The following is a 19,093-nucleotide window of genomic DNA, read 5'->3' on the forward strand; positions in this document are numbered from 1 at the left end:
TCTCCCCCAGATTCATTCCGAGATTGCGCGGGAAAGTAACATAGAAATCATTATCATCGCAACCGTTTTCTCCAGTTACGTTTTGTCTAACTTATGGAAACAACTACCAAAAATATGAAATTGGTTAGATAAAAAAACCGCCTCGTGGGAGGCGGCGTTATTTTATTTTGCTACTTATCCTTTTGATCGCTTAGGCGTTTGGTGGTCGCTTGGCCTATGGTATCTACGTCAACACCATTTTGTTCCAAGAATCTTTCAAACATCGGTAACAGTGGGCCTAAAGTGTCAGCAATTGTATCGCGCACGGTATCAACAACAACTTGAGTGCCACGCTCAATCTCTATATTAACGTCATCACCCACCAGTTTGCCTTCAAAGGTCGTCATACGGCGAGTTTCTGGAATCAGCCACACATCAAACCACCCTTCTTGCTTATCTACTTCTGAAACCGTCAAGCTTGCCCCGTTGATAGCGATATAGCCTTTAGGGAACACGTATGGTTTCCACTCTTTTGGCAACTGAAATTGTATACGGTAGTTATCTTCTTGTTGATGAATAGCAACCAATGGCGTTTTGAAGTCCACGTGCCCTGAAAGCGGATGACCACCAATCTCTGCGCCATCTTTTGCCGCACGCTCCACATTGATTCTCTGGCCTTCTTCAAATGCACTCAATGTGGTGATGTTTAGGCTCTGAAGCATGACGTCAAAAGAGAGACGCGTCTCACTTTGAATTTCGGTAACCGTTAAACATACCCCATCCACAGCGATACTGGCTCCAATTTCAACATCGACGCAAAACCCAGATTTAAAATCGATTTCAAAGGTACGAATGCCGTTAAGATCAGTAATTTTGTCGATTGTCGCGACAGATTGGATAATTCCCGTAAACATAGATGCCTCATTTCACTAGTGAAGTGCCTTTAGTACGGACATCATTACAAAAAGAATCAAGAAGATAAAGAGAGTAGAAAGGAAAAACGAAAAAGCCCAGCATAGTTGCTGGGCTTTCTTGTTTGGAGCGACACACGAGGTTCGAACTCGTGACCTCAACCTTGGCAAGGTTGCGCTCTACCAACTGAGCTAGTGTCGCATTTGTCTTTTCAGACTAATTTGAGATGGTGCCCCGGGCCGGACTTGAACCGGCACAGCGCGAACGCCGAGGGATTTTAAATCCCTTGTGTCTACCAATTCCACCACCAGGGCACACAAAATTCATTGTGATGGAGACACCATCTAGATACCGCTTTCGCCATATCTTTAAAACTTGGAGCGACACACGAGGTTCGAACTCGTGACCTCAACCTTGGCAAGGTTGCGCTCTACCAACTGAGCTAGTGTCGCATATTCTCTAAGAGAGAATGGAGGCGCCTCCCGGAGTCGAACCGAGGTCCACGGATTTGCAATCCGCTGCATAGCCACTCTGCCAAGGCGCCTTCTTGTCACTCTGGACTCTAACTTAATCGCTTTGCTTTAAGCAGTTCCTCTTGAGTACGGGAGGCATTTTACGCAATCAGAGAAATGAGTCAACACGTTTTTTTATATTTTGAATCGTTTGTCTAAGAAACATCCAAAAAGCGCTAATTTGCTCAATTTTCTAGCAAAAACATGCACATTTAGCACTAGAAAACTTGTTTTGCTTTGTTGTTGTATTTATATCTACAAAACCTAAGAACTCTGATATCACTTACCGAAGTGCCTCTCTTCGAGTATTAAAGCATTCAATAGTGACAAAAAAGGCGAGCTCATCGCTCGCCTTCTATTATTCATTATCTCTAATCATCTGCATTCAATAAATCATCTTTAGCAGCAGCTAGATATTGGAACATTGACCAGTAGGTTAATACCGTTGCAACATAAAGTGCACCGAAGCCTAGCCATACCATCCAATCGTCATAGCGCCAGATAAGTACCCATAGAGCAAACATCTGTGTCAGCGTCTTAACTTTGCCTACCCATGAAACAGCAACACTGGCGCGCTTGCCGATTTCAGCCATCCACTCTCTCAAAGCAGAAATGATAATCTCACGTGCAATCATGGTAACAGCAGGAATAGTTACCCAAATGCTGTGGTAGTGTTCAGTAATTAGAATCAACGCAGTAGCAACTAACACTTTGTCAGCGACAGGGTCGATGAAAGCGCCAAATCGAGAGGTTTGACCCAGCTTCCTTGCTAACATCCCATCTAACCAGTCGGTAAAACCGGCCATCCAAAACACCATTGCGGCAGCAAACGGCGCCCAGCTGTATGGGAGATAAAAAACTACAATGAATACGGGGATGAGAAATAATCTCAACAAAGACAGAATGTTAGGTATGTTTAAACGCATATTATTATCGGCTCTTTTCTACTGCGCCTTTATGTTGCGGGATTTTCTCTAGTGTTTCAATGCTTGATAGATGTTTTCTGCCAAAGATTTGCTAATTCCGGGTACTTTGGCGATTTCTTCTACACTGGCTCGCTTAAGTTCTTGCAAACCACCCATGTACTTCAGCAAGGCTTGACGACGCTTAGGACCGATTCCTTCAATCCCTTCTAACGGACTGGTACGTCTTGTTTTAGCACGTTTGGCTCGATGGCCTGCTATCGCATGATCATGACTCTCGTCTCGAATATGCTGAATTAGATGAAGTGCTGGAGCGTCACTTGGTAAGTTAAACTCACGCCCCTCTGGGGTAATTAAAGTTTCTAGTCCCGGTTTACGAGTCACCCCTTTAGCGATACCAATTAGTAATGGATGCTTAGGCCACTCTCCCCAATACTGAGAAACGATTTCAACCGCACGGTTGAGTTGCCCTTTACCACCATCAATAAAAATAACATCAGGAATTTTATCTACGTCGATTTGCTTAGAGTAGCGACGTTCAAGCACCTGTCCCATAGCAGCGTAATCGTCACCGCCAGTAATACCAGTAATGTTGTAGCGACGATACTCTTGCTTTAACGGCCCTTCTTGATTAAACACCACGCAAGATGCAATCGTACTTTCACCCATCGTATGACTGATATCGAAGCATTCCATGCGAGTTATGCTCTCCAACTCAAGTTCTTCTTGAAGGGCTTTGAAGCGCTGGTTGATTGTCATCTTATGATTGATTTTGGTGGTAATTGCCGTTAATGCGTTGGTGTTTGATAGTTTAAGGTAACGACCACGGGATCCCGTCGGGTTGACGTGGAAAATAACTTTCCTTCCAGCAATTTCAGACAGCGCTTCACCTAACGTACTGATATCCTCCACAAGGTCATCATTGAGGATGATTCGCGTAGGGATGGTTCTAGATTCTGTTTGATTCAGATAGTATTGGCTTAAGAAACTGTAAAACACTTCTTTTCGGTCGGTGTTACTTGGGATTTTCGGGAAATGACTGCGGCTACCGAGTACTTTACCTTGGCGAATCATTAGAATATGGACACAAGCGACACCTTTCTCTTGAGCAAACCCAAGTACATCCATGTCATCATCGCTGTCTTCGGAAACGAATTGCTGCTCTTGAACCCGTCTAATAGCTTGTATCTGGTCGCGATATTTAGCCGCATCTTCGAATTTCAGATTACGGCTTGCTTCATCCATTTTCTCCACCAGCATTTGCAATACGTTACTGTCTTTTCCTTGCAGGAACAGGCGTAGCAATCCAACCAGTTCTGCATATTCTTCATCGGAGATAATGCTGCTGACACACGGACCAGCACAACGGCCGATTTGGTACATTAGGCATGGACGGCTACGGTTAGCATAAACAGAGTCTTCACACTGACGAACCGGAAAGATCTTTTGAAGAAGGTGAAGAGTTTGCCTAACAGCGCCAGAGTCAGGGTAAGGACCGAAATACTCCCCTTTCTTACGACGTGCCCCTCGATGCATCGAGAGCCGTGGATGTTTGTGTCCAGATAAGAAAATATAGGGATAAGACTTATCGTCTCTCAGCAATACATTATATTTGGGCAAGTACTGCTTAATATAATTGTGCTCAAGGATCAGTGCTTCGGTTTCTGTATGAGTAACAGTTACATCGATTTTCGCAATATTGCTGACTAAGGCACGTGTCTTTTCGCTATCGACTCGTTTGCGAAAATAGCTAGTAAGGCGTTTTTTGAGGTCTTTGGCTTTACCGACATAAATAACGACCGACTCGGCGTCGTACATTCGGTAGACGCCGGGTTGGTTTGTTACAGTCTTTAGAAATGATGTTGAATCAAAAATGTGTTCCGACACTACAATGTCTCAGTATCTAACATTCCATGTCGAATAGCTAAATGAGTCAGTTCAACATCACCATTGATATCCAGCTTACTAAAAAGTCTGTATCGGTAGCTATTAACTGTTTTCGGGCTCAAGCTCAGTTGCTCTGAAATATCTGTTACCTTCTGTCCTTTGGTGATCATCATCATGATTTGAAGTTCACGTTCAGACAGGTCTTTAAACGGGTTTTCAGACGCTGATGAAAATTGGCTAAGTGCCATTTGCTGAGCAATTTCAGGAGAAATGTATCTCTGACCACTATTGACGAGTCGAATAGCGTTGACCATTTCATCAGGCGCTGCACCTTTGGTTAGGTACCCGGCGGCACCCGCTTGCATTACTTTCGTCGGAAACGGATTTTCCGTATGTACAGTTAGCACGATGATCTTAATGTCTGGATTGTGGCGTAGAATCTTCTTTGTTGCTTCTAAACCGCCAATACCAGGCATATTCATGTCCATTAAAATGACGTCAACATGGTTGCTACGACACCATTTTACGGCTTCTTCACCACTGTCAGCTTCTCCTGCTACATTCATTCCACGGACGTCTTCGATAATACGTCGTATCCCTGTGCGAACCAGTTCGTGATCATCTACAAGGAAAACATTAATCAAACTTGTATCTCCACACTTGTCTATTGGCTCTGCGACCACTTGAGGTTAGTGGATAGCAGCATGGCTAGCTATCTTACCTCATTTGAAACTAAATTGCTCTCGTACAAATCGTGCACAAGCGCAAACTTTGGCAAACACATTACGATGAAGATGAAGCGTCGTCAATCATAAAAACTTTAAAATCATTAGGTTACAAATTAGTCACTCATCCTAGTGCTTAAACGTAACTCCTCGTTTTACTACGATTATTTCCCAATGTTCACCTATGAAACCCAGTACACATCATATGCCAAAAAATCACAAAAACTCGATATAAATCACTATTCTAATTTATACTGTTCGTTACTAAAGTTTAGCGCATATTCATAGATTTTCGCGGTTGGTAAGCCTTTGTTACACTACTTCCTTACATGTGATTATCAACCAATGATATTTTGCTTAAAATTTACGCAAAGCCATTGTGCCGGTAGGAAAAAACTGAGTTGGACATCCATAAAGGGTTTCTATTAACCCGACAATCAAGAGACACGCATCAAGGACCACAGATTGAGTTGTGGATTTCCACTGTGAATGGGCCCGTCCAAATTCTAATTGAGGGTCATAAACCAGTTTTCTTCGTGCCACGACATTTTGCAGAGCTGGTCGATGACTTGGCATCTGATGCTCGACTTCCTATTGCCCTCAAGCCTGTAGAACTAAAAAGTTTTGAGGGTGAAGACCTCTTCGCGGTCTACAGCCAATCAATTTCCGGTGCGCGCAAGCTTCACGAACTCTTGTTGAATAATGACATTCTGGTTCTTGAAGCAGATATTAAGTTAGCAGATCGCTTTCTAATGGAGCGTTTTATCCAAGGCAGTTTAGCGGTCACTGGTAACTGTGAAGTGATCAATGCCAACACTTGCAACCAGTACATTCGAATCACTAATGCCAAGTGCAAAGCCTACGACTACACGCCTGAATTAAAAGTAGTTTCTCTGGATATAGAGTGCTCTGAGAAAGGCCAGTTGTATTCCATTGGCCTTGATAGCGCGAGGGATAGTCGCGTTATTATGGTCGGTGAAGCGCAAGCGTGCGCGACCCAAGTTCAATGGGTCAACGACGAAAAAGCCCTACTTGTAGCGTTAAATGACTGGTTTAAAACGTTCGACCCCGATGTCATCGTAGGGTGGAGTGTCATTGATTTTGATTTTAAGTTACTTAATAAACGAGCAGAATTGAACCATGTGAAGCTCAGTTTGGGTCGAGGCGAGCAGAATATATACTTTCGTACCTTACCTTCTAGTCAGCAAAGCTTTATCACTATTCCGGGACGTGTGGTGTTAGACGGTATTGATACCTTAAAAACCGCCACTTACAGTTTCCGCTCTTGGTCTCTAGAGTCGGTTTCTCAAGAACTGTTAGGCGAAGGAAAAGCGATTCATAACGTGCATGACCGAATGGCAGAAATTAACACCATGTTCCGCCAAGACAAGCCATCACTCGCTAAGTATAACCTGCAAGACTGTGTGTTGGTTAACCGCATCTTTGCACACACCCACTTGCTAGAATTCGCCATTGAACGTACCAAATTAACAGGCGTTGAGCTTGACCGAGTAGGCGGGTCGGTAGCAGCTTTCACTAATCTTTATCTCCCTCGTCTACATCGCTCTCATTACGCGGCACCTAATTTACACCCTGAAAACTGGGTCGCGAGTCCAGGCGGTTACGTCATGGACTCCATCCCAGGGTTGTATGATTCAGTACTTGTGCTCGATTTTAAAAGCCTTTATCCATCCATTATTCGCTCCTTCTTGATCGATCCTATGGGACTGATTGAAGGCTTGAAATTGGAAATTGGTAAAAATGACGACCAAGCTGTAGCAGGATTTAGAGGAGGTCAATTCCATCGGACGCAGCATTTTCTTCCAAATTTAATCGAAGAATTATGGAAAGCGCGCGATGTCGCAAAAGCCAACAATGAAAAAGCATTTTCTCAAGCCATCAAGATCATTATGAACTCGTTTTATGGTGTTTTGGGCTCATCAGGCTGTCGATTTTTCGATACTCGTCTAGCCTCCTCAATTACCATGCGTGGCCATGAGATAATGAAAACATCGAAACGCTTGATTGAAGAAAAAGGATATCAAGTTATTTATGGTGACACCGATTCAACCTTTGTCTCATTGAATGGTAAGTTCGATGCTCAAAGTGCGGATAATATTGGTAACCAACTTATCGACTATCTGAATACGTGGTGGGCCGATCATCTCAAGAACGAGTACAACTTAACGTCCATTTTGGAATTGGAGTATGAAACCCACTATCAGAAGTTTCTAATGCCAACAATAAGAGGTTCCGAAACCGGATCTAAAAAGCGTTATGCAGGGTTAATTGGAGATGGTGACAAGGAACGACTGATCTTCAAAGGATTGGAAAGTGCCAGAACCGACTGGACTGCACTGGCGCAACAGTTTCAGCAAAAACTCTATATGATGGTGTTCAAAAACCAAGATCCATCTGACTATGTCCGTTCATTTGTGGAAAGCACTTCACGAGGTGAGTTTGATGACCAATTAGTCTATCAAAAGCGCCTGCGCAGAAAGCTGCATGAGTATCAAAAGAATATTCCCCCTCAAGTACGAGCGGCTCGCATGGCAGACGACATCAACCAACAATTGGGACGACCATTGCAATACCAAAACAAGGGAAGAATAGAGTATGTCATTACTTTAAATGGACCCGAGCCGGTTGAGTATCAGCGTTCACCCATTGATTATCAACACTACATTGATAAGCAACTGCGGCCGATTGCTGAGGCAATATTACCTTTTATTGGTCAAAGCTTTGATGATTTGAGTGCGCCTCAAATGGGGCTCTTCTAATAGTAAAGTTAGCCAATTTTGAATTCTGTTTTCTTGTACTCATTAGCAATCCATGTGCCAAATTCATCCAAGATACCCACCACTGAACGTTTGGGAATGACTCGATTACCTAACAAGATCCCAAGACGTTCAACAGTTTGCTGGCGCTCCGGAAAATAGTTTAAGAATTGCAAACCACACTCCTTGGGTTCATCTATCCACTTTTTGTGTTTATGTAGAACAAGTCCATAAGCAGCACGTAAGAGTTTCTTCGCCATCTGGCGCTGCGCCATTAGCATTTGGTCTTTTGTTGTTGCTTGCGCAATTTCGCTACGCAGATTGATAGAGCTCTCTGCAATATCCATATTCCACTGCTTAGAAATTTCCCAGCTAGGAATATACTCGCCAAAACACTCGGCCAAATTTTCACCATACACATTAATACAGCACTGCTTAAGTAAGAAACCCCACGTAAACAATGCATCAAGTGATACCACTTGCTTTACGAGCGCAGTACGTATCGAGATACCTCGTACAAAGGAAAACTCTTTTTGAAAGCGCCAATTAATACTGTTGAAAAGAGACGTTCGACTGTCACTGAATGATTGATGAGTAACCACAACAACATCCAGATTGGATATGCTAGGGATGGCTCGCCCCTGCGCCACGGAACCATAGATATAAACGCTGTGGAGATTGTCTTTAAGCCCAGCTTTCAAACAAGCTAATAGGTCCTGGACGACATCAACATATTGAGGTTGAGCTACCAGCGATGAAAGTGAATTCGGAGTATGCACGATATCGATTTAGAGTACTGCGGATAGATCTATTCTACGTTTCGAAATGTCGAGATTCAATGCTCAAATGAATCATGGCCAGCATCACATGTTTCTTGAGCAAAGCCCGACTTCGGACGTATAATTGTCTGTCTAAACAAAAAACGAAGGAAATATTCCCATGCCTAAGGCAAGTGAGCTAAAAAAAGGTTTTGCGATTGAGTCAAATGGCAAAACGTTGCTAATCAAAGATATCGAAGTAACGACTCCAGGCGGTCGTGGCGGTGCAAAGATCTATAAATTGCGTTGTACTGATTTGGCAACAGGCTCAAGAGTTGATGAGCGTTTCAAGTCTGATGATACTCTAGAAACCGTTGAAATGAACAAGCGTAACGTGACGTTCTCTTACGTTGATGGTGATGAGTATATCTTTATGGATAACGAAGATTACAGCCAGTTCACGTTCAAACATAACGAAATTGAAGACGATCTACTGTTCATCAATGAAGACACTCAAGGTGTACAAGTTATTCTAGTAAACGGCAGTGCTGTGGGTCTTGAACTCCCTTCATCTGTCGAGCTCGTTATCGAAGAAACTGACCCGTCAATCAAGGGCGCATCAGCATCTGCTCGTACAAAACCAGCTCGTCTGTCAACAGGTCTAACCGTACAAGTACCTGAGTACATCGCAACAGGTGACCGTGTAGTGATCAACACTGCAGAACGTAAATACATGAACAGAGCATAAGTTATGTCAGAACTGATTTCATACGATGACGTTATCGAAGCGGCCTACGACATCTTCCTAGAGATGGCCCCTGATAATCTTGAACCTGCAGATGTCATTCTTTTCACCGCACAGTTCGACGACCGTGGGGCTGCTGAGGTTGTAGAAACAGGTTTGGATTGGGCTGAACAGGTAGGATTCGACGTTGATGAAACCTACGCAGAAGTGCGTATTGGGTTGGTAAACGAAGAAGACGATGTTCTTGATGATGTGTTCGCGCGCTTATTGGTAAGCCGTGATCCAGAGAATAAGTTCTGTCATATCCTTTGGAAGCGCGATTAATCGTTGGTTTCCATCCATTAAAAAAGCTCAGCAAACGCTGAGCTTTTTGTTTTACGCTAAGTATTGAGTACTGACATAAATCACTACCAAACATAGGTCATAGAAATACCGGCACCCTGAGATGAAGCCCACGGCAACAGTTGAACATTTGGGTCCAACTTGTCGGTAAACATCCAGCCAGTAAAGACACCGATAGCCGCACCCGCAGCAACATCGCGCCAATAGTGTTTGTCCGCTTGTACACGGCCAACGCCTACTAAAGTTGCGACTCCATATGCGGGTAAGCCGACCTGCCACCCATGCCTTATGTGTAAGGTAGTTGCAGAAGCAAATGCATTTGCCGTATGGTTTGATGGAAAGCTTTTGTTATCGCTACCGTCCGGTCTCGGTGCATCGATCGTATGTTTTCCTACCAAACCGATAGCCGAGGCAGAGCCAATACTCAAACCTGCCTGCCAAACACCTTCCCAATCTTCTTGGTAGGCTGGGAACCCCGCCGCTAAACCAACCAATCCATAGGCGCCAATATCGCTGAATAAATCCCAGTTATCCTTATTAGAGGCAGACGCCAGCGAGCTAATAAGTACGCCCAAGATTAATAGAAAGAAACGTTGCATGACAGAAACTTACCGTAAGAAAACTGGCAAAGAGTCTACCTGAACTTCAGGAAAATGAATACGTCATGCAATGTCTATTTACTATTTCAATACTCAGTTGCTTTCTGGAAAGCTTATTTTCTGGAAAGCTTAGTCGCCTGCTTCTTTAGCTCGAAATCAAACTCATCAGGGAATAAAATAACCCCTTCTTCATTTTGATTTGGGAACACGACCACAGCCAATTCGTCATCTTCCAAACCATAGGTCCAGCGGCTATGCCATTTATTTAGAGAGATTGCTTCTGCTTTGCAGTGATCCCACTCTCCTGTAGCCCATTGCTCAGCTAGTTCTTGGTGCGGCCAAACTGGAACACAATCTTCATCTTCCGTGTTTAACATGACACAACCATGTTCATCGGTCAGAATCCAAATCTGACGTTCTTGAACCATAGTCTTCACACTGTACTTCAGCCGTTTCTCTTCGTCATAGCTGGAGATTTCATCGATTTGCTGTTGCTCTAATGCCATCACTGAACACCTTTATGTAGATTCGAAAATTAAAAAACCCCAGTACCTTAGATACTAGGGCTTTTTTCAAACTTAGTGAATAATTACACCAGCTCGTTCTGAAGCCAAGGCCAACCTTGCTTCTTACGACTTAGTGTATTCTCCATCATAAGCATGCCGTTTTCTTCGTGCTTAACCAGCTTCTCAGCCCACTCACCTTTGTAGATTAGGCGAGTTTGTGCTGTTGTGATATCCGTTAGCATTACCGCTGCAAACGCTAGACCTTGTTCTTCACAACGACGAGTTAAGTCTGCTTCAAGCGCGTCAATCATGCCATCTACTTGCTCAAGAGTCGCAAGTTCAACTTGGCCAACAACCACGTCACGACCATTGAATGGGTATGCTTTAAGGTCTTTTTCTACTAGCTCAGCAGCAGACAGGCCCTCAATGTTTGTTTTTGCAATCAGAAGATCTTTGATAAATGCATCAAGATCTTCAACACCAGCGATCTCTGCTAGTTCCGCTACTGCATCTTTATCTTTTTGAGTACACGTTGGTGAAGCGAAGCCTACAGTGTCAGACAAAATTGCAGACATCATTAGGATAGCGAGAGGACGAGTGATCTCAGCGTTTTCCATCTTGAATAGATTGAACAAGATAGTACATGTACAACCCACAGGCCAAATCCAAGCTTCAAGAGGGTTAACGGTCATGACGTCACCTAAACGGTGGTGGTCAACAATACCTAGAATTTCAGCTTCATTGATATCATCTGGTGCTTGAGCTAAATCGGTATAATCAACTAACCATACTTTTTCACCAGCAACGCTAGTGCGAAGTTCTGGTTGGTCAACACCTGCTGTTGCAAGGATATGTTGAGTTTCACGGTTAATTTCACCTTGGCGAACTGGCTGTGCTTCAAGACCACGAGCTTTTAGAAGTTCTGTTGCAACGAGTGCACCACAAATGCTATCACTATCTGGGTTTTTATGACCGACAACTAAAATCATTTTGCTTCCTAACTAATTCTGATCATCAGGCTCATGCGCCTGCTTTACATCTCACAAAGGTCGTTACTTTACCTGAATTTCTAAATTTGTCATCGGTTGATGTCAGATTCGTTCTATTTCTTCGCGTAGAAAACCACATTAATAGCATTGAGAATTATTCTCATACATGTATAATGATAATAATTCTCATTTAATATCGGTAAAGTGTATGCAACAGGTAAAGAACCTCGCTATCGTGAATGGATTAACTATCGACCAGTTCACACCAAAGTATAAGCGTCTAATATTACCTATTGCTATGGCTGCCCTACTCGCCTCTAGTGTTACAAGAGAAGTCACAATAAATGCGCTTTCCGATGCTTTCTGGGCCGTCTCCTGCTATGTCGTATTTACCTTAGTCGTTTATCATCAAATATCTCAACTGATATCTAGTCAAAACCGACTCGTCGAGCTTTATCACCACTCACCAACACATCAAGTTGTCTTTTCTTCGTTGTTAGGAGCTCTACCCGGTTGTGGTGGCGCGATAATTGTCACGACGCAGTTTGTTTCCGGTCGACTTGGCTTCGGTTCCGTCGTCGCGGTATTAACGGCAACAATGGGTGATGCCGCATTCTTGATTCTAGCGAGTAAACCTAGCGTGGGATTAGGCCTTGTCGCGATGGGTGTCGTTGTCGGGATGATCTCAGGGTTAATTGTAAACAAAATACACGCTGCCGATTTCCTGCGCCCGAAATCCGCTAATCCTTCGGCAAAACGCGTCTCACAAGTAAATAATACAGATAATACCGATTGCACATGTAAAACCACACAGGAATCAACGGGGGTTCAAAGAGCAGCGATCAATCTACAAGGACTATTCTGGAAGTGGATTATTGTGCCCGCTTTGATAGTTGCCTTTGCTATGTCATTTCAGGTCGACATAAACCAAGTACTTGGTTTGCCAGCCAACAGTATTGAGTGGACTGGTGCGGTCTTAGCCGTGGTAATGATGTTTTTGTGGGCCTTCACCAAAGAAATCAACGACTATCAAAGCACGGTCGCAGAAGACGCTAAAATCGCGTCATCACACCCAATGCAAAAAGCAGCGCAAGACACTCATTTTGTGAGTGCTTGGGTCATAGTGGCATTTTTGTTTTTTGAGCTAAGTGTCCACTTTGCACATCTCGATTTAGGTTCTGCGCTATCTGGTTATGGCATTTATATGCCTCTTGTAGGGATGCTGGTTGGTCTACTACCGGGTTGCGGACCGCAAATTTTGGTAACTAGTCTTTATATTACTGGTGCGATGCCAATGTCCGCACAAATTTCGAATGCCATCTCTAACGATGGGGATGCTCTGTTTCCTGCGATTGCACTCGCCCCTAAAGCTGCGTTAGCCGCTACATTTTACTCGGCAATACCCGCAATCATCGTCGGCTACGGGTATTACTGGTTATTTGAACTATAACTTGGTCAATTAGTTAAGTGCATGACCGATACGATTGCACGACTGTCTAAGCCTCGATTAACCGGGATAATTTGGATCTGAACCGGTTCTTTATTAAGTTTTTCTCCCGTCCAGTAATCGAACCAGTCACAAGGTAACTCAGCGGTCAGGGTGTACTCCGTTACATCATCGTCATAGTGGAACAAACAATGCACTCTGCGATCTTCTGACAGCTTCAACGTTGCGTGATTCATCGATAGTGATGTAAATGTTGACGCATTGGTCGAGTGTCGCTGGCGTGACACCAAACGTGCGAGCGTTTCCTCAGCAAATGGTGTGAGTTCTGGTAATGGGTCTCCCGATAACAACAACCCGCCACTCGCCAACAGAACATTACGATGGAATTCGTAACTGGCTCTATCGGTGCCTTGATTAGGTAGTGAAGTAAACGTGGCACAATCTGGGTCAATCAACCACAACCTCTGATGTTGCCAACTGCGATAGAACGTCTCCTTGGCAATTTGTTCAAATCGATGTGGATCGCGTGCTACGTCATCAGAAACACGCATTGCATCAACCAACCCAAGTGAAGGCCACATTGGTGCGTTGCAACCCAGAACTAAGGCGTCGCCAGCACCTTCGTTTATTGCTGCCATACCTAGGCGATAAGCTTCAACACCAGTGACTCCTTTCTGGTAACGTTGACCTTTTAAGGTTCCCCAGTAGTTGGCATCCAGCTTGAACAGCTCCACACCCCACTCTTCTCTCATGGTTTTAACAACACGAGTTAAGTGCTCTTGAACTTCTGGATGTGACGCATCAAGGATGTACCATGGCGTACAGCGCCAACCGCCATAAGTAATATCCTCCGCCTTAAGCAGTTCACCATTGTCATGCTTTAGAAACCATTCAGGGTGATTTTTAAATACTTCCGATTCCGCTTGAGCGATAAATGGTGCCATCCATATGGCCGGTTTTTTTCCTTTTTCACGAATATTGTTGATCAGTGATTTTACGCCACCTTCAAATTTTTCCGACGGTGTTAACCAGTCTCCCATAAAAGATTGGTAACCGTCATCAAGCAGCACCCACTCCAAGTCAAACATCTTATCAGCCATGATTTCGACGTTTTCAAGCACGTTTTGCTTAGTTACATCGGCATAGTATGCGTACCAAGAACACCAACCGATGGGACTGTCACCTGAGACGCCAATTCTGGTGGGATGATGATTTGAAATGAGGTTAGCGTATTCGTTGTAGACCGACTCTAGGCTATCGCCATGCAAGACCGTTAGCGATTCCAATTGGTTGTTTTCCCAATGCTGCGGAGAGCTTTCCTCACCATCAATCAAGGCCACAATGTCTACGCCATGACCGGTATGTTGCAGTTCAAAATAACCGGCGAAGCGATGACATGAGGTAAAACCATATAGGTGAAAGCCAGTAGACTGCTCAACAACCAGATAATTGTAGAAACGGCGCGGAGCATCTTCAGGATATATTCGATAACTACTGTTGTTGTCTGGGCATCGGCCTATATCGATAAAGCCATCAAGTTTTCCTGCGGTTTGGCACAGCATTTGGAAACCATCACCAAGAACGTACGCTCCAGATTCGATCTGATTTTCAAACTGCACTAATGCGGTACGGGACGACAAAGGAGAGAAATGAAGACTAACATTTTCAAAATGCAGCTCTTTGCCTTGTTTGGTTACCTTAATTTCAGGATTGATAGCCAATGCATCAAGCTCTTGAGATACAGGGATATATTCGGTCATTGAACCCTCGACCATAAATTAGGAAGTTGCTTAATAAGTATATTGTTAGGTAAAAAAAAACCCATCCTAATGGATGGGTTTTGTGTACTAGTTAAAACTATGGGAGACCAATTGCAATTAAGCTACTTCGATCGGTCCACCGAACGACGTCACTGGCGGCACTTTGCCTGTGAACTTCTCGAAGTTTACAAGACAAGTATTTGCAGATGTCGCCTGTGCCAGCTCAGAAGAAGGAATATCTTGAGTTAGCGTATTTGGATCACCATAGGTATCGATCGCACCGATTTTTTCGTTTAGAGGACCATACCAAGCACCCTCTTCAATACGAACCACACCAGGTGCATAGCTATCAGTAACCACAGCACCCGCTAGAAGCTGACCACGGTCATTGAATACGCGAACCAAATCACCGTCTTTAATGCCTTTTGCTTTCGCATCTTGAGGGTTGATGTAGATTGGCTCACGCCCCTGTACAGCATAAGTCGCGCGGAATTCTTCAGATTCACACATTTGTGAGTGAAGACGCTTGTCCGGGTGGCACGATTGTAGCCAGTACGGGTGCTTGTCAGAACCAGGACCACCATGTGAACGCTCAGACTTTTCAAACCACATTGGGTGCTCTTGGCAATATTCGTAACCCATGTTGCCGATGGTGCGGCTAGTAATTTCGATAAAGCCTGAAGGCGTACCCAGTGCATTGATCTCTGGATCTTCACGGAAGTCGGCGTGGCGAACCCAAGGTTTACCAGTACCGAAGTCAAGGAAGCCTTTTTCCCAGAACTCTTCAAACTCTGGCAATTCAAACTTGCCTTTGTTCGCTTCTTTACAGTTGTTATAAAGCGACTTAACCCATTCCATTTCAGACATACCACGAGTGTAATCGTCTGAACGACCCCAACGACGAGTAAGCTCAGTCATGATCTCGAAGTCTGTCTTCGATTGGAATAGCGGGTCGACCAGCTTATGCATCGCGATTAGGCCACGGCCAGAGTATGCACCATAACCATCAATATCGTTACGTTCCCACTGAGTACAAGCAGGTAATACGATATCAGAGAAACGACACGTTGCCGTCCAAGCAAAATCAACAGCGACAACAGTGTGAAGGTTACGGAACGCTTTCTTCATGCGGTTGCGATCTTGATGGTGATGCCAAGGGTTGTTACCACTAAACACCATCATCTTAAGATCTGGTAGCGTTACAACAGAACCGTTTGAATTAATCTTCTTACCCGGCTCCACAAGACTGTCTACCCAACGCGCTACAGGAATAACTCGGCTGTAACCGTTGAAGTCTTGGTTGGTGTACTTAGGCTTTTGACCTTGGTCGATATTCAATGGGAATGAACCCGGTGCTGCGAAGCCTGTTGATGGTACGCCAATACCTGAGTAGTGGTGACCGTATGATACACCGCCGCCTGGCAGACCGATTTGACCGATCATTGAGGCAAGTACGGCACCCATCCAGTATGGTTGCTCACCATGTTCTTGGCGTTGTACACACCAACCAAATAGGATTTGAGTGCGCCCTTGAACCAGCATACGTGCAAACTCACGAATCTTGTCCGCAGGAACACCACAGATGTCTGCAGCCCACTCTGGAGTTTTCTCAACCTTGTCTTTGGTCTCACCCTGAACGTACTTGATGAAGTCTTCGAAACCTAGGCAATACGTATCGATGAACTTTTTATCATACAAGTCTTCGTTATAAAGAGTGTGAGCCATACCTAGCATGAACGCCACGTCTGTTTGCGGGTTCACATATAGGTGTTCGTTTTCTAGATAGCGTTGAGTCTTGTTTTTAACTGGGTCAACAGAAATAACATTGATCTCTTTCTTCGCTACTTTTTCTTTAAGCTGTTCTAGGTAAGCAAACGACTCATGTGTTTCACAAGTCCAACCTACCTGCAGGTTTTTCACTGGATCGTTAGCCCAAAGAATAATGTTGTCACTATTCTCAAGGATCAGTTCCCAAGACGTACCCTGTGCGTAAACTTCTGTAGAGCCAAGCACGTAAGGTAGGATTGTCTGACCTGCACCAGTTGAGTAGTCACCCACTTTCTTAACAGAATAGCCGTGTAGGCCCATGGCACGCATCATGTGGTTAGTACAGCTGTGGAACTGACCTGTTTGACGCCAACCTGTTTGACCTGTGTGCAGTGCCCATGGACCGTAATCTTTCTGTACACGTTCTAGTTCACGGTAGAACAGGTCAAGTGCCTCATCCCACGTCACACGTACAAAACGGTTGTTACCACGAGTTTCAGCAGCATATTTGTGCTTCTTCAACCAATCAAGGCGAACCATTGGGTAACGCACACGTGATGGGCTGTAAATAATACCCTTAATGCCGTTAAGCATGTCAGTTGGGTATTTATCAAGTTCTAACGGTTTAATTTCTTGAACTTTTCCGCCCCATACACGGGCGCGAAACGCGCCCCAGTGAGAACCAGATGTCTTCCAAGTACCATCAGTTTCCGCTGCACTTGCAGACGCCGAAGCCAGCAAACTTGGTCCAATCAGTGCTGCTGCACTTGAGCCAGCTGCGCCTTTAAGGAAGCTTCTTCTTGTAATTGCCATTTTATTACTCCAATTGACGTCTATTAGTGGTGACCTTCAGAATAATCTGAAGAGTGCTTCTGTAGATACTTAAGAACAAGCGCTTCTGTATCTGTGTCGAAGTTCACGAATGCGATCATACCGTCTAGCATACCTACCCAACCGTTAGCACTGAAGTGCGCAACATCCGGTTGTGTGTGACATGTAGAACAGTTGGTTTGATACGCTTCACCAGCTGCATCCCAAATTGGATTGAAGTCAGACACCATAGAACCTTGTTTCATCCAAAGATCCACAGCAACTTTCTCCCAAGGAAGACCCGTTAACTCATCTTCTTTCTTCTCGCCGACATGAACGTCACTGCTCTGAGATACTTCACGAGTTAGAATCGCGGTAGAAATGTTCTTACCAAAGTCTTCTTGAATAACGCGACCGAAGCCTTTCGCCTTACGCCAGCCATCAATTTCAACTTTAATCATGTCACCTTTCACATCTAGGATTTCAACTTTACTTGCAGGGCTTAGTAGACCCGCTTCAGTTGTACCCGTTTCGTCTGTATAAAGAGGTAAGTGACGAATGGACACCACTTCACCGCCTTTAGAGTAAGACGTGCTATTTGCAACTTGCTCTAGGTCACCCACAATACCGCTTGCTTTAGCCATATCTTTAGGCAAGTTGTGCGCAATACCTTTGTGACAGTCAACGCAGCTTTGGTCACGTTCAGCCGCTGATTTCATTTGGATACGAGCCGTTGGAGACATTTGCTCAAAGTCCATTGACTCATAGTTGTGACAGTTTTTACATTCTAAAGATTTGTTGGCAGAGAAACGATCCCACTCGTGACGAGCGAGCTCGAAACGACGCGCTTCGAATTTCTCTGGTGTATCTAGATCGCCAAATACTTGCGCGAATACTTCTTTAGAAGCCTGCATCTTACGTGCAATTTTGTCCGTCCAGTTATGAGGAACGTGACAGTCTGGACAAGTAGCACGAACACCTGAGTGGTTTTTCCAGTGAACGGTTTCTTGTAGCTCTACGTATACGTTGTCACGCATCGTGTGACAACTAATACAGAATTCTTCTGTGTTTGTTGCTTCTAGCGCAGTGTTAAAACCACCCCAGAAAATAACACCTGCGATAAAACCACCAGCAGTCAACACACCCAAGCTGATGTGAACTGCTGGGCGACTGATAGTACGCCAAAGTTTGATTAAAAAGGATTTCATGACTAACTCTCTTGAATATCGTAAATGAATAAAGGGCTATGGAATTAGCCGTGTACACCAGGAGGACCAAATACGAAGATTTGAAGCATCCAAACGATAAATCCGTAACCACCTACGATAGCTACACTCAAAAGAGGGAAGAAGACGGCGCAGATGAAGAAAAATGATTTCCACTCCATACCATGCTTTTCAGCACTCTCAACTTTGTTAACATCACTCATACATTTGCCTATTTTGTATCGTGTATAGTTTGCGAATTGCACTAGTTTGCAACTCAATTATTTAATATCTCTATTGGAAAATGCTAAACCATACTAACCGTGTGGTTCAATCAATTCCGACCATTCATACCTTATTAATCAACCGTTTTTTGAGTTCATCCAGAGTTGTATTTAATTAAAAATCGATGTGTAATTTTGTTAACAGTTATGAAAAAATAATATCGTT

At 44.1% G+C, this 19,093-nt stretch carries 16 protein-coding genes and 4 tRNA genes; 4 read left to right on the plus strand and 16 right to left on the minus strand.

Annotated elements, in window-relative coordinates; all coding sequences use genetic code 11:
• Nucleotides 1-170: 170 nt before the first annotated feature.
• From HOP38_RS10540 to uvrY, 8 genes are all read right to left on the minus strand, one after another.
• The gene (locus HOP38_RS10540; protein ID WP_198558021.1) at nt 171-893 is read right to left on the minus strand and encodes a riboflavin synthase subunit alpha; all 723 of its coding nucleotides are present in this window, start codon (nt 891-893) and stop codon (nt 171-173) included.
• Nucleotides 894-1,016: 123 nt separating this feature from the next.
• Nucleotides 1,017-1,092: transfer RNA gene (locus HOP38_RS10545), tRNA-Gly, on the minus strand.
• Nucleotides 1,093-1,118: 26 nt separating this feature from the next.
• Nucleotides 1,119-1,205, minus strand: a tRNA-Leu gene (locus HOP38_RS10550).
• Between the two features lie 62 nt (nt 1,206-1,267).
• Nucleotides 1,268-1,343 (minus strand) — tRNA-Gly (locus HOP38_RS10555).
• Between the two features lie 18 nt (nt 1,344-1,361).
• A tRNA-Cys gene (locus tag HOP38_RS10560) sits at nt 1,362-1,435 on the minus strand.
• Nucleotides 1,436-1,774: 339 nt separating this feature from the next.
• Complete coding sequence (gene pgsA / locus HOP38_RS10565) at nt 1,775-2,329, minus strand: CDP-diacylglycerol--glycerol-3-phosphate 3-phosphatidyltransferase (protein WP_198558022.1); 555 nt, start codon at nt 2,327-2,329, stop codon at nt 1,775-1,777.
• A 48-nt stretch (nt 2,330-2,377) separates the two neighbouring features.
• Nucleotides 2,378-4,213 (minus strand): excinuclease ABC subunit UvrC, encoded by a 1,836-nt coding sequence (uvrC, locus tag HOP38_RS10570; protein WP_198558023.1) that lies wholly within the window; start codon nt 4,211-4,213, stop codon nt 2,378-2,380.
• Complete coding sequence (gene uvrY / locus HOP38_RS10575; protein ID WP_006075673.1) at nt 4,213-4,857, minus strand: UvrY/SirA/GacA family response regulator transcription factor; 645 nt, start codon at nt 4,855-4,857, stop codon at nt 4,213-4,215. The genes uvrC and uvrY overlap by 1 nt, the downstream gene beginning before the upstream one ends.
• Nucleotides 4,858-5,339: 482 nt before the next feature.
• Between uvrY and HOP38_RS10580 the strand changes: the two genes are divergently transcribed.
• Complete coding sequence (locus tag HOP38_RS10580; protein WP_198558024.1) at nt 5,340-7,718, plus strand: DNA polymerase II; 2,379 nt, start codon at nt 5,340-5,342, stop codon at nt 7,716-7,718.
• Nucleotides 7,719-7,726: 8 nt separating this feature from the next.
• On the opposite strand, the gene HOP38_RS10585 is transcribed toward HOP38_RS10580, so the two are convergent.
• Nucleotides 7,727-8,494, minus strand: a complete 768-nt coding sequence (locus HOP38_RS10585; protein ID WP_198558025.1) for a nucleotidyltransferase domain-containing protein — start codon at nt 8,492-8,494, stop codon at nt 7,727-7,729.
• A 160-nt stretch (nt 8,495-8,654) separates the two neighbouring features.
• Here HOP38_RS10585 and efpL point away from each other — a divergent pair, with 160 nt between their 5' ends.
• Together efpL and HOP38_RS10595 are read left to right on the plus strand one after the other, a co-directional pair.
• Nucleotides 8,655-9,221, plus strand: coding sequence for an elongation factor P-like protein EfpL (efpL, locus tag HOP38_RS10590; RefSeq protein ID WP_006075135.1), 567 nt, complete (start codon nt 8,655-8,657; stop codon nt 9,219-9,221).
• Nucleotides 9,222-9,224: 3 nt separating this feature from the next.
• Nucleotides 9,225-9,542 (plus strand): HI1450 family dsDNA-mimic protein, encoded by a 318-nt coding sequence (locus HOP38_RS10595; RefSeq protein ID WP_006075134.1) that lies wholly within the window; start codon nt 9,225-9,227, stop codon nt 9,540-9,542.
• Between the two features lie 83 nt (nt 9,543-9,625).
• Here HOP38_RS10595 and HOP38_RS10600 read toward each other — a convergent pair whose 3' ends face one another.
• The 3 genes from HOP38_RS10600 to HOP38_RS10610 all read right to left on the minus strand — a co-directional run bounded on the left by HOP38_RS10600 (nt 9,626) and on the right by HOP38_RS10610 (nt 11,654).
• Nucleotides 9,626-10,159, minus strand: a complete 534-nt coding sequence (locus tag HOP38_RS10600; protein WP_198558026.1) for a phosphatase PAP2 family protein — start codon at nt 10,157-10,159, stop codon at nt 9,626-9,628.
• 113 nt (nt 10,160-10,272) lie between these two features.
• Nucleotides 10,273-10,665, minus strand: a complete 393-nt coding sequence (locus tag HOP38_RS10605; protein ID WP_006075132.1) for a DUF2750 domain-containing protein — start codon at nt 10,663-10,665, stop codon at nt 10,273-10,275.
• 83 nt (nt 10,666-10,748) lie between these two features.
• Nucleotides 10,749-11,654, minus strand: coding sequence for a manganese-dependent inorganic pyrophosphatase (locus tag HOP38_RS10610; RefSeq protein ID WP_006075131.1), 906 nt, complete (start codon nt 11,652-11,654; stop codon nt 10,749-10,751).
• 208 nt (nt 11,655-11,862) lie between these two features.
• Between HOP38_RS10610 and HOP38_RS10615 the strand changes: the two genes are divergently transcribed.
• A complete protein-coding gene (locus tag HOP38_RS10615) occupies nt 11,863-13,104 on the plus strand; it encodes a putative manganese transporter (RefSeq protein WP_198558027.1) in 1,242 nt (413 codons plus the stop codon).
• Between the two features lie 5 nt (nt 13,105-13,109).
• On the opposite strand, the gene HOP38_RS10620 is transcribed toward HOP38_RS10615, so the two are convergent.
• The 4 genes from HOP38_RS10620 to torE all read right to left on the minus strand — a co-directional run bounded on the left by HOP38_RS10620 (nt 13,110) and on the right by torE (nt 18,867).
• Nucleotides 13,110-14,861: a glycoside hydrolase family 36 protein gene (locus HOP38_RS10620; protein ID WP_198558028.1), complete on the minus strand. Its 1,752-nt coding sequence runs from the start codon at nt 14,859-14,861 to the stop codon at nt 13,110-13,112.
• 117 nt (nt 14,862-14,978) lie between these two features.
• A complete protein-coding gene (torA, locus tag HOP38_RS10625; RefSeq protein ID WP_006075128.1) occupies nt 14,979-17,441 on the minus strand; it encodes a trimethylamine-N-oxide reductase TorA in 2,463 nt (820 codons plus the stop codon).
• Nucleotides 17,442-17,464: 23 nt separating this feature from the next.
• The gene (torC, locus tag HOP38_RS10630; protein WP_006075127.1) at nt 17,465-18,646 is read right to left on the minus strand and encodes a pentaheme c-type cytochrome TorC; all 1,182 of its coding nucleotides are present in this window, start codon (nt 18,644-18,646) and stop codon (nt 17,465-17,467) included.
• A 44-nt stretch (nt 18,647-18,690) separates the two neighbouring features.
• Entirely contained in the window at nt 18,691-18,867 is a 177-nt protein-coding gene (gene torE, locus HOP38_RS10635; protein ID WP_006075126.1) for a trimethylamine N-oxide reductase system protein TorE, read from the minus strand.
• Between the last annotated feature and the right edge of the window lie 226 nt (nt 18,868-19,093).

Origin of the sequence: Vibrio mediterranei, from assembly GCF_013364395.1 — a bacterium.
Taxonomy (GTDB): domain Bacteria; phylum Pseudomonadota; class Gammaproteobacteria; order Enterobacterales; family Vibrionaceae; genus Vibrio; species Vibrio mediterranei.